The organism is Arcobacter lacus (assembly GCF_003063295.1).
GTDB lineage: Bacteria > Campylobacterota > Campylobacteria > Campylobacterales > Arcobacteraceae > Aliarcobacter > Aliarcobacter lacus.
In genome coordinates this window covers 368,417-383,684 of record NZ_MUXF01000001.1, presented here as the reverse complement: position 1 = coordinate 383,684, position 15,268 = coordinate 368,417, and the positions used below count along the sequence as shown (strand labels likewise).

14 protein-coding genes are annotated in these 15,268 nt (G+C 26.6%); 7 read left to right on the top strand and 7 right to left on the bottom strand.

The annotated features are described in order from the left end of the window. Positions 1-90 precede the first annotated feature (90 nt). The gene (locus B0175_RS01965; protein ID WP_108527043.1) at positions 91-1,257 is read right to left on the bottom strand and encodes a MalY/PatB family protein; all 1,167 of its coding nucleotides are present in this window, start codon (positions 1,255-1,257) and stop codon (positions 91-93) included. Between the two features lie 85 nt (positions 1,258-1,342). On the opposite strand from B0175_RS01965, the gene B0175_RS01960 reads away from it, so the two are divergent. After that, entirely contained in the window at positions 1,343-3,154 is a 1,812-nt protein-coding gene (locus B0175_RS01960; RefSeq protein ID WP_108527042.1) for a menaquinone biosynthesis decarboxylase, read from the top strand. A 21-nt stretch (positions 3,155-3,175) separates the two neighbouring features. Here B0175_RS01960 and B0175_RS01955 read toward each other — a convergent pair whose 3' ends face one another. Both B0175_RS01955 and B0175_RS01950 read right to left on the bottom strand, forming a co-directional pair. Continuing rightward, entirely contained in the window at positions 3,176-3,643 is a 468-nt protein-coding gene (locus tag B0175_RS01955; RefSeq protein ID WP_108527041.1) for a threonine/serine exporter family protein, read from the bottom strand. Position 3,644: 1 nt separating this feature from the next. Continuing rightward, positions 3,645-4,418 carry a threonine/serine exporter family protein gene (locus B0175_RS01950; RefSeq protein ID WP_108527040.1) on the bottom strand — a complete coding sequence of 258 codons (774 nt, stop codon included), beginning with the start codon at positions 4,416-4,418 and terminating at the stop codon, positions 3,645-3,647. A gap of 60 nt (positions 4,419-4,478) precedes the next feature. On the opposite strand from B0175_RS01950, the gene B0175_RS01945 reads away from it, so the two are divergent. From B0175_RS01945 to B0175_RS01920, 6 genes are all read left to right on the top strand, one after another. Then, complete coding sequence (locus B0175_RS01945) at positions 4,479-4,811, top strand: hypothetical protein (RefSeq protein ID WP_108527039.1); 333 nt, start codon at positions 4,479-4,481, stop codon at positions 4,809-4,811. Beyond that, positions 4,780-5,424 (top strand): type III pantothenate kinase, encoded by a 645-nt coding sequence (locus B0175_RS01940; protein ID WP_004510379.1) that lies wholly within the window; start codon positions 4,780-4,782, stop codon positions 5,422-5,424. Before B0175_RS01945 ends, B0175_RS01940 begins: the two co-directional genes overlap by 32 nt. After that, on the top strand, positions 5,402-6,010 hold the full coding sequence (hisG, locus tag B0175_RS01935; RefSeq protein ID WP_108527038.1) for an ATP phosphoribosyltransferase: 609 nt from the start codon (positions 5,402-5,404) through the stop codon (positions 6,008-6,010). Before B0175_RS01940 ends, hisG begins: the two co-directional genes overlap by 23 nt. Beyond that, positions 6,010-6,702, top strand: coding sequence for a class I SAM-dependent DNA methyltransferase (locus B0175_RS01930; RefSeq protein ID WP_108527037.1), 693 nt, complete (start codon positions 6,010-6,012; stop codon positions 6,700-6,702). The genes hisG and B0175_RS01930 overlap by 1 nt, the downstream gene beginning before the upstream one ends. 128 nt (positions 6,703-6,830) lie before the next feature. Continuing rightward, on the top strand, positions 6,831-8,759 hold the full coding sequence (locus B0175_RS01925; protein ID WP_108527036.1) for a methyl-accepting chemotaxis protein: 1,929 nt from the start codon (positions 6,831-6,833) through the stop codon (positions 8,757-8,759). Continuing rightward, positions 8,734-9,606, top strand: a complete 873-nt coding sequence (locus tag B0175_RS01920; RefSeq protein ID WP_108527035.1) for an SdiA-regulated domain-containing protein — start codon at positions 8,734-8,736, stop codon at positions 9,604-9,606. Before B0175_RS01925 ends, B0175_RS01920 begins: the two co-directional genes overlap by 26 nt. 3 nt (positions 9,607-9,609) lie before the next feature. Here B0175_RS01920 and trpS read toward each other — a convergent pair whose 3' ends face one another. From trpS to B0175_RS01900, 4 genes are all read right to left on the bottom strand, one after another. Beyond that, a complete protein-coding gene (gene trpS, locus B0175_RS01915; protein ID WP_108527034.1) occupies positions 9,610-10,575 on the bottom strand; it encodes a tryptophan--tRNA ligase in 966 nt (321 codons plus the stop codon). Positions 10,576-10,614: 39 nt separating this feature from the next. Continuing rightward, complete coding sequence (locus tag B0175_RS01910) at positions 10,615-12,720, bottom strand: TonB-dependent siderophore receptor (protein WP_108527033.1); 2,106 nt, start codon at positions 12,718-12,720, stop codon at positions 10,615-10,617. A 122-nt stretch (positions 12,721-12,842) separates the two neighbouring features. Then, a complete protein-coding gene (locus B0175_RS01905) occupies positions 12,843-14,006 on the bottom strand; it encodes a DUF1624 domain-containing protein (RefSeq protein ID WP_108527032.1) in 1,164 nt (387 codons plus the stop codon). Positions 14,007-14,090: 84 nt separating this feature from the next. After that, positions 14,091-15,266 carry an MFS transporter gene (locus tag B0175_RS01900; protein ID WP_108527031.1) on the bottom strand — a complete coding sequence of 392 codons (1,176 nt, stop codon included), beginning with the start codon at positions 15,264-15,266 and terminating at the stop codon, positions 14,091-14,093. Positions 15,267-15,268: the final 2 nt, after the last annotated feature.

The window sequence follows — 15,268 nt, the reverse complement described above, 5'->3', positions numbered from 1 at the left end:
CACTTTTTTTTTTAAGTTAACAAAGTTTTTACCTCAAATTCAAAGTAATTATAAATGATAGTGAGAAAAAAGGTAATACTTTATAAAAATCTATTTTGAAAAATTTTTTACAAATTGATTTAAAGCTATATTTAAAGCCTTTTTACTCAAAGCTGTATTCAACCTAAAAAACTTATTTCCATTGCTACCAAAAGAAACACCATCATTTAAAGCAATTTTAGATTTTGTAAGTAAAGTATTCTTTATTGCAAGATGAGAAAGTCCTATTTTTGAAAAATCCAACCACAATAAATATGTTGCTTCGGGGATAAAAAAATCAATATTTAAACTATTTTTTTCAAAAAATTCTTTTGTAAAAATTATATTATTCATAAGATAAGCTTTTAGTTCTTTTACGAAAGCTGAACCATTTTCATAGGCTGCTTTTGTCGAAACATAACCAAAAAAGTTAATAGAGTTTATCTCTCTTTTGATTGCAACTTTTTTAAACTTTTCTAAAATTTCTGCATTTTTACTTATTGCATATGCACAATTAAGTCCAGCTATATTAAAAGTTTTTCCAGCACTATTAAGCGTTATTGTTTGATTTGCTATCTCTTTTGAAATTGAAGCAAGAGGAGTAAATTTTTTAAAAGTAATATCACTGTGAATTTCATCTGAAACTATTGTGATATTATGCTTGATACAAATATTTGCCAATTTTTCAAGTTCTTCTTTACTCCAAACACGACCAACTGGATTATGAGGAGAACAAAGTGCTAGAATTTTTGTTTTAGAAGTTATCTTTTTTTCTAAATCTTCTAAATCCATAGTGTAATAACCATTTTCATCTTTTTTTAGTTCATTTACAATTACTTTTCTTTCATTTGCTGTAACACATTTGAAAAGTGGTGGATAAATTGGAGTTTGAACAATAACTTCATCACCAATTTCACTGAATGCTTCAATACAAGCACTGTAAGCTGGAACTACACCATTTATCATAAAAATATCTTTTTGTTCAATTTCCCAATTATGTTCATTTTTTTGCCAATTAATTATTGAAGCATAAAGTTCAGGTGTATCAACACTATAACCATATAAAGAGTTAGAAGCTGCTTTTATAATCGCATCATTTATAAATGAAGGAGTTTTAAAATCCATATCAGCAACCCAAAGAGGATTTAAATCTTCATATCCAAAATATTTTTTTAATCCATCATATTTTGCACAGTTTGTATTTTTTCTATTTATTTGTTCATCAAAATTATAAATCATATTAAAAAGCCTTATTTATTATTAATCGATAAAATGATATAAGATTTCAACTTAATTAACTGAAGAATTAGATTTAGAGGATAATATGAAAGAAGCTATTGAAATATTAAGAAAAAATGATTTACTTAGAGTTATTGATGATGAGTTGGATATCTATTTAGAAATCCCACATATTGCTTATATTGAAGTAAAAAAAGAGGATTCAAAAGCTTTATTATTTACAAATGTTGTTGATAAAAAAAGTAATAAAAAGTTTGATATTCCAGTATTGATGAATGTATTTTGTAATGAAAAAGCTGTAAAACTTTTTATTGGTGATGGAGATAAAATAGGTGCTGAAATAGAAAGTTTACTTAAAATGAAACCACCTTCAACATTTAGTGAAAAACTTTCTACTTTTGGTAAATTATTTGCTTTAAAAAATACAATTCCTAAAAAATTAAAAGGAAAAGGTGAGTGTCAAGAAGTTATAAAACTTGGGAAAGATGCAAAACTTTCTGATTTACCAATACTTACAACTTGGGAACAAGATGGAGGTCCTTTTATAACAATGGGGCAAGTTTATACGACAAGTTTGAATGGTGAATTAAAAAACCTTGGAATGTATAGACTTCAAGTTTATGATGACCAAACACTTGGAATGCATTGGCAAATTCATAAAGATTCAAATCACTTTTTCCATGAGTACAAAAAAGCTGGTAAAAAAATGCCAGTATCAATTGGAATAGGAGGTGATCCTATGTATATTTGGTGTGGACAAGCTCCACTTCCAATAGGAATTTTTGAACTTATGCTTTATGGTTTTGTAAAAAATAAAAATGCTCAACTTGTAAAATCAATTACAAATGATATTTATGTTCCAAAAGATAATGACTTTATTATTGAAGGTTTTGTTGACCCTTCAAAAATGAGAATTGAAGGACCTTTTGGAGATCATACTGGATATTATACACTTGAAGAAGAGTATCCATTTATGGAAGTTTCGGCAATCACAAGTAAGAAAAATCCTACATATTTAGCAACTGTTGTTGGAAAACCACCTTTGGAAGATAAATATATGGGGTTTGCAACTGAAAGAATTTTCTTACCGTTACTTAAAACAACAGCACCTGATTTGATTGATTATTATATGCCAGAAAATGGAGTATTTCACAATCTAATTATTGCAAAAATAAAAACTTTATATCCTGGACATGCAAGTCAGATGATGCATGCGTTTTGGGGAGTAGGGCAGATGAGTTTTGTTAAACATGCGATTTTTGTAAATGAAGATGCACCTGAATTGACTTCACATGAAGAGATAATAAAATATATTTTAAATAGAATAAATATTGAAGATATGCTAATCTCAAAAGGTGTTGTAGATGCACTTGACCACTCATCTCCAAAATTTGCAATCGGTGGAAAACTTGGACTTGATTGTACAGGTGATGAAGTTAAAGAACTTGGAATTACACTTTTAGAAGATGATGAATTACTTCAAAAAATGCAAAATATTACAAATGAAGTAAAAGATTTAAAACAATATTTCAAAGATACAAAAAATCCAATTTGTGTAATTAGTGTAGAAAAAACTAGAAATCAAAAATATCTTTTTGAAGAATTAAAACCACTATTTGAGCATATTAAAATTTTAATAATGGTAGATAATGCTAAAAATGATGTGACTAACTCTTATATGTTAGTTTGGAGAGTTTGTAATAATATCGATTCAAATAGAGATTTATTTATTGATGGTCATACAATGTGTTTAGATGCAACAGATAAAAATGCTCATGATAACTTTAAAAGAAGATGGCCTGATGATGTTGATTGTACAAAAGAGGTAATAGAGTCTTTAAGAGAAAGAAAAATAATTGATGTAAGTGATGAATTTATAAATAAATTTTATTTATAACTATGATAAAGATTTAATAACCTAAATTATAGGTCTATTAAATCTCATAAAATATAAAGAAGGTAGTGCTAATCCAAATGTGATAGCTCCTAAAATTGCTACAGCTTTTAATCCATTATATAAAAATATTTGAATTAACTCTGTAGTTACTCCATGCGTGTTCATATCAACTAGGCTAATCATCGCACTAAAAGCAAAAGTTCCAGGAATTATTGGAATAATTGAAGCAACCGTATAAACAGGTCTTGGGATAAGATATTTTCTTGACCAATAAAGTGCAACTATTCCTACGATAGTCGAAGCTAAAAAAGTAGATAGCTCTATACCTAAATTTAAATTCAATAAAATAGTTCTAACATCATAAGCAATTGCTCCACCAATGGCACAATATTTTAAAGTCTCTTTTGGAACATTAAAAACTATTGCAAATCCAACTGCAGCAAAACTTGCAAATATACCTTCTACGATTAATTTTAAAACAAAATCCATATTACCAACCTTTTATATTTAAAATAGCCATCGCTAAAATAATTCCAAGAGATGTAGCAATAGTTAATAAAAAACCTTCCATCCATCGTCCCCAACCCATCATCAAATAACCTTTTAGTGAGTCTAAAAATGAGTTTACAAATGCAAATCCAGGAGCGAGTAATAAAACACTTGAAGCTAAAGCAATATGAGGAGTTTGGCTAATACCATCGAGTTGAGAAATGCTGGCAATTAAAGTTGCTACAAATGCTGTAATTCCAAAGGTAATAATCATAACAAATCTTTTTTTTGCTAATTCTTGTCTTACAAACATAGCTGTTCCAGCTGCCAAACAAGTGATAAAAAAAGCACTCCAATCAGAACCTTGTAAATGTGCGAATGAACCACAAGCAATAGCAACTACAAAAATAACCAACCATCTATTGTAATAGTTTGGTTCTAAATTTTTTAAAATAGTATAAAGGTAGTTTACATCATGTTCATTTTTTTCCATGTTAAGTACAATTTTTTGTATTTGACATACTATTGACATATTTATTGGTTTATGATGAACTCTTCTTGTTGTTGTTATTGATTGTCCATTATTTAAAGTTGTTAATACAATAGCTGAAGGAATCATTGAAATTTCAACAGAATCAACACCTAAAGCACGACCTAATCTCTGGGCAATTTGTTCTATTAAAATACTTTCTGCTCCATATTCACTCATTAAAACAGCAGCTTTTATAATACCTCTTGTGATTATTGTTTGTTCTTGGTAAGATAGTTTTTCCATAAATTTTTCTTAATATATAGATTTTCTGGAATTATACAAAGATTTGATATAATAAAACTTATGAAAAAACTAACAACATACTATATGAATAAAAATATACTTTTTAAAGAGATTAAACAGATTTTACCAAAAGAGTTGGATAGTAGAAAAAAAATTGATATTTATAGTGCAACTACAATAGATTCTAAATTTTATGCAATATTTATAGTTGATTCAAAAAGTAGATTTATACGAAAAAATGCTTCAGATTTAATGGAACTTTGTGAAAAACTTACAAGTTATCTTGGACACAATTTTAAAAAAAAAGAGTTACTTATAAGTAGTCCATTATGTTCAAAAGCAAAAGAGTATTTAAAACAAAATGATTGGAGTGTTAGAGTTGATTTTATGTGATATAGGAAATACAACTTTTCACTTTTTGATAAATGGAAAACATAAAAAATATTTTTTAGATGAAAAAGTTCCAAAATTTGATGAGGAAATATATTTTGTATCTGTAAATGAAAAAGCTTCTAAAAAATTACTTAAAAAAAATCCAAAAGCAAAAGATATAAAAGAGATTTTAAATTTTGAAACAAAATATCAAGGTTTAGGAATTGATAGAAAAATTGCTTGTAGTTTTCAAAAAGATGTAGTGGTTGTTGATGCAGGAAGTGCAATAACAGTTGATATTATGGAAAATGATGAACACAAAGGAGGATTTATACTTCTTGGAGTTCAAAGTTTTATAAATGCTTATCCTAAAATATCAAAAAAATTAAAATTTGATTTTGAAAAAAATATAAATTTAGATAAAATACCGCTTCGTACGTTTGATGCTATACAATATGCTATGCTAAAATCTATCATTTTACCTATAAAAGAAGTAAGTTTAAATAAGAAGATAATATTTACAGGTGGAGATGGAGAGTTTTTAAGTAAATATTTTGAAAATAGTATTTATAAAAAAGATTTAATATTTGAAAATATGAAAAGGATAATTGATGCTAACAATTGCATTGCCTAAAGGAAGAATTGCAGATGAGACGCTTGATAGATTTGAAAAAGCTTTTGGTGAAAAGTTTGTTTTTGAAGATAGAAAATTAATATTAAAGAAAAGTGGATTTACTTTTTTAAATGTAAGAAATCAAGATGTTCCAACGTATGTGATGCATGGTGCTGCTGATTTAGGTGTTGTTGGGCTTGATGTTTTAGAAGAAAAAGAGTATGACTTAATCAAACTTTTAGATTTAAAATTGGGAAAATGTAAAGTTGCTTTTGGACTTAGAGCTGGTGAAAAACTAAATTTTGATAAAAGTAAAATTACAATTGCTACAAAACATGAAAAAATAGCTAAAAAATATTTTGAAGAAAAAGCAATGGCTGTTGAGATTATAAAACTTTATGGTTCTATTGAACTTGCACCTTTAGTTGGACTTTGTGATTGTATTGTTGATATTGTTGAAACAGGTGAAACTATGAAACAAAACGGGCTTGAAGTAGGACCCACAATTATGGAAAGTAGTGCTCACTTAATATCAAACAAAAACTCTTTTTATGCAAAAAAAGATTTGATTTTAGATTTAAAAGAAAAAATAGAAGTGTTTTTATAATGGGTTTAGATTTATATGCAAAAGTTGAACCTTATTTAGACTTTGAAGAGGAAGTTTATACTTTACACAAAGAATTTTTACGATTTGTGATGGTAAATGACCTTGATAATATTATTGATATTGGTTGTGGTCAAGGATATTTTTTAGAAAATTTAAAAGTAAATAAAAAAAAGTATTTTGGAATTGATTTAAGTGTTGAACAAATAAAAGTTTGTGAAGAAAAAGGTTTAAATGCAAAAGCAATTGCTTTAAAAGATGTAAAAGAAAAATATGATTGTGCAACTGCAATATTTGATGTATTAAATTATATTCCAAAAGAAGAGTTGAAAACTTTTCTAAAAGAAACAAATGAAGTCTTAAATCAAGGTGCATATTTTATCTTTGATGTTAACTCATATTTTGGTTTTGATGAGGTTGCACAAGGAACAATAACAATAGATGTTGAAGATAAATTTATCGCAATTGATGCAAATTTTGAAAATAACAAACTTCAAACTGATATTACACTTTTTGAAAAACAGGAAAATGGATTGTTTTCAAAAGAACAAGATTCAATAATACAAGAATATCACTCAAAAGAGTTTCTAACAAAAGTCCTAAAAGAGACAGGATTTAAACTAATAGAGATAAAAGAGTTTAATCTTCATACTGATGAAATAGCAGATAAATTGATATTTATTTGTAAAAAATAGATTAAATAATTATTTTGTGTATAAAATTGACACATTTAGCAAAAATTATAAACAAAAAATAATTTTAATTATTTATTAATAGTTAAATACCTATAATGAATATCTATTTATAAGTAGGGGAGAGACAAATGAATAAAAATTCGTTAAAATTAAAATTGCTGATAATAACAATGGTACCATTTATTTTTGGTATTTTTATCCTCTCAGGAATCAATTTCGAAAAAACACAAAATACTTTAAATGATACTTTGGCAAAGTTTGAAATTGCAATAACAAAAGAGAAACAAGGATTGATAAAACATCAATTTGAAGTTGTTCAAACACTTATTCAAACAATAATAAATAGTGAAAAAGATACGCAAATAGCAAAAGCAAAAGTTATTGAACTATTAAGTGGAATTAGATATCTAGATGATAAAAGTGGATACTTTTTTGCTTATGAAAAAAGAGGCGATGATTATTATTTTGGATTTCATCCTGCAAACCCAGCTTTAAACAATACAAAAACAGATATAAAAGCACCAGATGTGAAAGGTTATGCTTTTAGAGAAGATTTAATTAAATATGCAAAAGAACAAAAATATGTAACATATTATTATAAAAATCCAGCAACAAAAGAAGTTGTTTTAAAAATGGCATCATCTATTTATATTCCTGAATTTAATTGGGTTTTAGTTACTGGAATTTATGCTGATGATATTGAAAGAGAGATAAAACAGTTAAATGTTGAAATAAATAAAGATATTAATACATTATTTTGGATAGCTATAATTGTTACAATTTTACTTAGTATAGTGTTAGTATTTATAATAATTCCATCTATAAATAAAATAATTATAAAACCATTGAATATATTTCAAGATACATTAGAAACTTTTTTCAAATATTTAAATGGAGAAAGTAAAGAAGTTCATAGAATAAAAAATTATTCAAAAGATGAAATCGGTCAAATGTCAAAAACTTTGGACAAAAATATAGAAATAGCAAGAAAAGAGATTGATGATAATAATTTGTTTATTGAAAATACAATAGAAATTTTAAGTAAATTCCAAAATGGTGATTTATCTCAAAGATTGAATGTTGAAGTAGATGATCCAAATTTAATAAAATTAAAATCTGTTATGAATAAAATGGCGAGTGAATTAGAACAAAATATTGTAAATGTCTTAAAAGTTATTGATGAATATAGTAATTATAACTACATAGATAAAGTTGATACAACAAAAGTTTCAAATCACATTTTAAAACTTGCTGACGGAGTAAATATTCTTGGTGATTCTATAACAAAAATGCTTGTAGAAAATAAAACAAATGGAACAACATTATCAAATAGTTCTGATATTTTATTGAAAAATGTAGAAAAATTAAATGAAAGTTCAACAAGTACAGCAGCAAATCTTGAAGAAACAGCAGCTTCGTTAGAAGAGATGACTTCAAATTTAAGAAGTAGTACTGAAAATATACAAAAGATTTCAAATATTGCTTCAAGTGTAACAAACAGAGCAACAAATGGTCAAAAACTAGCTAATGAAACTGTTGAATCAATGGAAGAAATAAATTCACAAATCACTTCAATAAATGAAGCAATTAGTGTAATAGATCAAATTGCATTCCAAACAAATATTTTATCTTTAAATGCAGCAGTTGAAGCAGCAACAGCTGGAGAAGCAGGAAAAGGATTTGCAGTTGTTGCTGCAGAAGTGCGAAATCTAGCTTCGAGAAGCGCAGAAGCAGCAAGAGAAATAAAAGAGATTGTTGAGTCAGCAACTTCAAAAGCTAATAATGGAAAAGTAATAGCAAATGAGATGATAAATGGCTATACAGAGTTAAATAAAGATATCATAGAAACAATAGGTTTAATTAAAAATTTTGAAAATGCAAGTAAAGAGCAGCTTTTAGGAATAGAACAAATAAATAATGCTGTTTCAATTTTAGATCAAAAAACACAACAAAATGCCCAAGTTACATCTCAAACAAAAGATATTGCTTTATCAACTGATAATATAGCTAAATTGATTATTAAAGATGTAGATGAAAAACAGTTTATTGGTAAATAAAAAATTATATATATTTTTTTTAGTATTTTTTATTTTTGTTATTGCTCATTCAACAGATATAGATGATAAACTTTTATATAAGTTTTTTCATTGGGAAGAAAAATTCGGAATAGTAAAAGGTGAACACAAAAAAGAGTTAATTTCTATAAATGAAATTGAAAAAAATTTATCAGGTATAACATACAATGAAAATTCTGATACTTTATTTGTTATAACAAATTCTCCTAGAGATATTTATGAATTAGATAAAAATGGTAAGGTTTTACGAAAAATAGATTTAAAAGGTTTTAAAGATACTGAAGATATAACCTTTATAAAAGAGAATACATTTGCTATTTTAGATGAAGAATTAAGTGGTATTTTTATTGTAAATATAAATGAAGATACGAAATCTATATCTATCGAAAATAGTATAAAAAAGTTTATTTTTGATATAAAGAAATTTGAGAATTTTGGACTTGAAGGTATAAGTTACGATAAAGTTGAAGATAAATTTTATGTAGTAAATGAAAGAAACCCTAAAAAAATAGTATCTATAAAAGGCATTATGCAAAATAACCAAATAGAAGTAAAAGTTAAAGATGAACTTTTAGAAAATAACTTTTATTTAGCTGATTTATCGGCTATTCATTTTGATGATGTAGATAGAAAACTATATGTATTAAGTGATGAATCAGCACTTTTAGGAAGAGTTGATGATAAAAAAAGTTTTAGAAAATATTTGGATTTAATGGATAATGAAATCTCTTCAAGGATGATGAATCCAGAAGGTATAACAAAAGATAAAGAAGGAAATATTTATATTGTTAGTGAGCCAAATTTATTTTTGAGTATAAAAAGAGATTAGGATTTATATTAATCCTATGATATCTCTTATTTGTTCCATTTTTGCACTTGCAATTTTTTTAGCTTTACTTGCTCCAAAAGCTAAAATCTCTCTTACCTCTTTTTTGTTGTTTAAATAGTATTCTCTTTTTTCTTCATAAGGTGCAAAATATTCATTTATTTTATCAAGCAATGTCATTTTAAAATGTCCATAACCTTCACCTGGAGTTGCATATCTTTTTTGTAAATCTTTTAATTCATCTTCATTCATAAATAGTTTACATAAAGTATAAATATTACAATTTTCCCACTCTTTTGGTTCATCAAGTTCTTTTGAGTCAGTTACTATTCCCATAACTTGTTTTTTTCTTTGTTTTGGTGATGTAAACATATCAATTGTGTTGTTATATGATTTAGACATTTTAGCTCCATCCGTTCCTGGAACTGTTGCAACTACTTCATCAACTTTTGCTTCTGGTAAAATAAAAATCTCTTTACCATAAGCGTGATTAAATGAAGTTGCAATATCTCTTGTCATTTCAACGTGTTGAATTTGGTCTTTTCCAACTGGAACTATATTTGAGTCAAATAATAAAATATCAGCTGCCATTAAAACTGGATATGAAAATAATCCATGCCCAGCAACAATTCCTCGTGCAGTTTTATCTTTGTATGAGTGTGCTCGCTCTAGTAATCCCATTGAAGTATGATTTGATAGTATCCAATATAACTCAAGAACCTCTTTTACATCATGTTGAACCCAAAATGTTGATTTTTCTGGGTCCATTCCAAGCGCTAAAAAGTTAATTGCTGCTTCATAAGTATTATTTTCTAAAGCTTCTTTATCTTTTACTGATGTTAAAGCATGATATGATGCTAAAAATGCAAAAAGTTCACCTTCATTTTGTGACTCTATCATCTTTTTTATCATACCAAAGTAGTTTCCTATATGAATAGTTCCTGATGGTTGAATACCTGATAAAATTCTCAAATCATAATCCTTTTTTTATTTGGATTATATCGAAAGTTACTAAAATTTATAAGTCATACTTAATGTTGCAGTTCGTGGATTACCAACTGTAAGCCAAGATACATCATAACTACTTGCGATATACTCTTTATCAAATAAATTATCAATGTTTAAACTAAAATTTAACTCTTTATTTACTTTATAGTAAGAAACGATTTTTGCTGTTGTATAATCTGGTAAATAAAAATCATTATTTACATTTCCTGCTTTTCTACCAACATAAGTTACACCAGTTCCTATACCATAAGAGCTATTTAGAGACAATGAATCTTCCCACATTAAAAGAACACTTGAAGTGTGTTTTGGAATATTTAAAAGTTCATTTCCTTCATAAGTAGAATCTTCTACAACTTTTGCATCTGTATATGTATAGTTGAAATTTGCTTTAATATTGTCTGTGATTTTTCCATTAAAATCAAACTCTATACCTTTACTTTTAACTTTTCCTGTTGCAATAAAATATGAGTCATCATTTGGGTCTTTTGCTAATACATTTTTTTTCTCAATTTGGTAAAAAGATAAAGTTCCACCAGTTTTTTTATCTTCGGATTCAAATTTTAAACCAGTTTCTATTGATACACTTCTTTCAGATTCAAATGTTTTTCCATCTATGTCTGTTCCTGTATTTGGTCTAAATGATGTTCCAGATGTTGTATAAACAGACCACATATCATCTATTAGGTATGTAATTCCAACTCTTGGAGAAACTGCATAATCATTTTGTTTTACAGAGCTACTATCAAGATGATTTACATTATCCATTCTAACTTCATCATATCTAAGTCCCGTAAGAAATCTAAAGTCTTTATAAGCTACTTCATCTTGAACAAATAAAGCTATTCCTTTTTGCTCTTCATATTTGTCTGTGCTTAGACTTCCTAATCCAGTTTTTAAAACTGTATAAGTAGGATTTGAACGAATATTATCAACTCTTACTGTATCTTTGTTAGTGTAAAGTATTGAATCTTGTTCAAAACGATATGTTTCTACTCCAAATAAAAGAGTATTTGTAGCATCTTTTATATCAGTAACATTTTGTAAATCAGCTTGAAATTGAATATCATCTGAAGTATAATTTCTATATCTTGTACGAAGATTTATGCTATCTGTTGTTATTTTTGTTGCTGGAGTAACTTCTGAACCAAAACCTTTTAAGCTATTATTTTTATATGCAACTCCCATTCTACTGCTCCAACTATCAGAAAAATAGTGTTCTAGTTTTAGTTGATGAGTTTGATTTTTAAGTGTTACATCACCATCATCTGGATTACCAAGAAAATTTTTAGGATTCATTACATTTTTTCCATCTATTAAAGCAATTCCTCTATCAAATGGAGCTTTTTGTTCAATAAATTCTCCCATATAAGATACAAAAGTATCGTCATTGATAGAATAAAGTAAAGATGGAGCAACAACATATCTTTGACTTTCAATATGATCTCTAAAACTTCCTTTTTTTTCTGTAGCTACATTTAATCTATAAGCTAAATTATCATTTATAGGAGCTGTAGAATCTAAAGCCATTCTATAAAAATCATAACTTCCTACATCAGCTTTAATTGAATGTTCTTTTGTAAACTTTGGCTCTTTTGTTACAATATTTATAGTTCCTCCTGGCTCACTATTTCCATATAAAGAACCTGATGGTCCTTTTAAAAACTCTATACTTTCAATATTTGCTGTATCTCTTGGAGCGTTATATCCACGATTATCTGCAAAACCATTTTTTAGTAAACTCATTCCAGTATTTTCGTTTCCTGCAAATCCTCTAATCGAAAAATTATCCCACATACCAGCAAAGTTATTTTGTCTTGATACACCACTTGTATAATCTAAAACATCTTCTATTTTAACTGCATTAAGTTCTTTGATAATCTCATTTGAAACAACTTGTACTGATTGAGGAGTTTCTCTAATAGGAGTATCAGTTTTTGTCGCTGATTGTGATTTTGTTTTGTAGTAGTTATCATTTTGTGTTGAATAATTGCTATTTTCAGTTGAGACTTTTATCTCATCTAAAACTGTTGTCTCTTGAGCAAAAGTTTGTGATAGCAAACTTATCGATAAGCAAATTGAATAAGTAATTGTATTTTTTATAGGTTTCATTTTATCTGTTTTCCTTAAGTATAAAAAGCAACTAAGTTGCAAAATAAAAGTAGAATATTACTTAGTGCAACTTAGTCGCAACTTAAGAAAAATTTGTTAAGTTTAGCTCATATAAGATTTATTTATAGATATTTTAACCATTTTATATCTCTTCTTTTTTGTTTTAAATTTGCATACCATTTAGTAGGAAAATATAAAATAAATGCAAAAAGAATCGATAATAAAGGCATTTGCCATGTATGAGAAAACCCAAAATATAGACCTTGATTTAAACCATAAATTGCAACTGCACTAAGATATAAAAATTTTAAAAAATACAAATGAAGAAGATAAAAAAACATAGGAGCTGCACCAAAATTTTTTAACCATGAAATTGATTTTAAGTTTTGATATTTCTCAAAAAGCATAAGTAAAAAAGTACAAATTCCTAAAGTAAGTAAAATAAAAAGTAGTGATGGAGGATATTTTGTAATATTAAAAAAACTTAAAATAGTATTTGAAATAGAGGCATAATTTATATATGGTGTATCTCCATAAACATTTATAAACCTAATCACAATAAAACTAGATAATAAAATAAGAGTAGTTTTTAGAAGATAGTTTTTTCTTGTTTGGAAATTTATATTTTTATTAAACCACTCTCCTGCTATAAAGCCAAGAGATATTACACCAATCCAAGGTAAAATAGGATACGAAGTTCTAACTTTAAAATCTTGTGAAAACTCTATCCAAGTTCTTTCATGTAAAACTGCCCAAGGTATATAAAAAATAGAATCTTTTTCAAAATGTACAGAATCTAATAAATTGTGTCCAAAGATGATTATAATAGCAAGAATAAAAAGAATCTTTTTTGGAAGATAAATCAATACTGAAAGAAAAATCATACTAAATCCAATAGCCCAGATTACTTGTAAATATAGTTTTTCCATCGGGAACTCAAATGTCCAAGCGAAATTTACAAAAGTTAATTCTAAAAAGATTAAAAATAATCCTCTTGTAAATAAAAACCAAGAAGTTTCTTTTTTACTTTGAACTTTTTGCATATATAAATATGCAGAAAGTCCAGTTAAAAATATAAAAGTAGGGGCACAAATATGTGCTAAAAATCTACAAATAATTAAAATAGTATCTGTTGATGTAATATCCATAGGATCACTCATCTGATAATGAAGGAAAAAAGTTTCTCTTACATGATCAAGTATCATAATAACCATTACAAAACCTCTTAGAATATCTATCGAAAAGAGTCTTTGATTTAGTTGTTGTGTTGTTGAAGTAGTATTCATATTTTTTGACCTTTAAATGCGACTAAATTGCAAAATTGAATGAAATATTACTAAATGCAACTTAGTTAAAAGTTAATACAACTACTAAATATACTTTTTATAGATAACAAAAGTGACTAAAATTAAACAAAATAGTTCAAAAATAAACATTTTGTCAAAACCAAAATTGGAAACAATTATTCCTGCGATTACAGCAGAAATTATTCTAGTAAATGAAAAAATACTTGATTGAACTGAATAATCAATAGCTCGTGATTCTTTTCTTGAATAATCCATAATCATAGAAAAAATTATAGCTGATGATAAAGCAATGGCTAAAGCTATAAAAGTAACACTTATGATTAGATAATAAAATGTTAGATTATACTGTTCAATAAAAATCAAAAGGCTTGTACTAAAAATATTAAAAAACATAAAAATAATAAGTAGATTCTTTTTTGAAAACTTCTTCCCAATATAGTTACTTAAAGCTCCACCTAAAATAGCTATGAAACTTCCATAAATTCCAACCCAAATAGCTACATCATCTGGTTTTACACCTTTGTGAATCAAATATGGTTTCATAAATACCCAAAGAGCACTTATTGAGACAAAATAAAAACTTAAAATAAAAATCCAAATACCAATATCTTTTTGTTTGAAAAAAGTGATTATATTTTTTGAAGAGATTTTTTCTACATATATTATTTCATCATTTTCTTCTATAAAATACAAAGCAAATAATGAAAATAGAACCAAAAGAGCCATTAAAATAAAAGTTAAGTTCCAACCAAGATGATTAAAAACAAGTAAAAAGATTCCTCCACCTAATAGTGATGCCATACTATAAGCACTTATTTTATAACTTCCTGCACTTAAACTTTGCTCTTTTGTGAAAGTTTTTATAGCCAAAGCATTAAGTGGAATATCCATAAAAGTTGAAATAAATGCAGTTATCAAAATAGCTATAAAAACAGAATAAATGCTATTTTCTAAAGATAAAAAACTAATTATAATTAGAAGTAAAATATATAATATTCCTATATAAAATGTCCATTTCTTATAGTGTTTTTTTTCAAATACTATTTTATCTATTGGTGGAGACATTAAAAACTTAAATATCATCGGTAAACCTGCTAATTGAAAAATTCCAATTAATGATGCATCAAAACCTTTTATTTGTAAAATCATAGGAAGTCCCATGACAAAAAAAATCATAGGAGTTAAAATTGCTGTAAATAAAATTGAAAACAGAATATTTTTTTTAGTTAGTTGATTCATAA

Coding starts and splice junctions, on each gene's coding strand:
- B0175_RS01965 (WP_108527043.1), bottom strand. CDS start 1,257: ATGATTTATAATTTTGATGAACAAATAAATAGAAAAAATACAAACTGT.
- B0175_RS01960 (WP_108527042.1), top strand. CDS start 1,343: ATGAAAGAAGCTATTGAAATATTAAGAAAAAATGATTTACTTAGAGTT.
- B0175_RS01955 (WP_108527041.1), bottom strand. CDS start 3,643: ATGGATTTTGTTTTAAAATTAATCGTAGAAGGTATATTTGCAAGTTTT.
- B0175_RS01950 (WP_108527040.1), bottom strand. CDS start 4,418: ATGGAAAAACTATCTTACCAAGAACAAACAATAATCACAAGAGGTATT.
- B0175_RS01945 (WP_108527039.1), top strand. CDS start 4,479: ATGAAAAAACTAACAACATACTATATGAATAAAAATATACTTTTTAAA.
- B0175_RS01940 (WP_004510379.1), top strand. CDS start 4,780: ATGATTGGAGTGTTAGAGTTGATTTTATGTGATATAGGAAATACAACT.
- hisG (WP_108527038.1), top strand. CDS start 5,402: ATGCTAACAATTGCATTGCCTAAAGGAAGAATTGCAGATGAGACGCTT.
- B0175_RS01930 (WP_108527037.1), top strand. CDS start 6,010: ATGGGTTTAGATTTATATGCAAAAGTTGAACCTTATTTAGACTTTGAA.
- B0175_RS01925 (WP_108527036.1), top strand. CDS start 6,831: ATGAATAAAAATTCGTTAAAATTAAAATTGCTGATAATAACAATGGTA.
- B0175_RS01920 (WP_108527035.1), top strand. CDS start 8,734: ATGAAAAACAGTTTATTGGTAAATAAAAAATTATATATATTTTTTTTA.
- B0175_RS01910 (WP_108527033.1), bottom strand. CDS start 12,720: ATGAAACCTATAAAAAATACAATTACTTATTCAATTTGCTTATCGATA.
- B0175_RS01905 (WP_108527032.1), bottom strand. CDS start 14,006: ATGAATACTACTTCAACAACACAACAACTAAATCAAAGACTCTTTTCG.
- B0175_RS01900 (WP_108527031.1), bottom strand. CDS start 15,266: ATGAATCAACTAACTAAAAAAAATATTCTGTTTTCAATTTTATTTACA.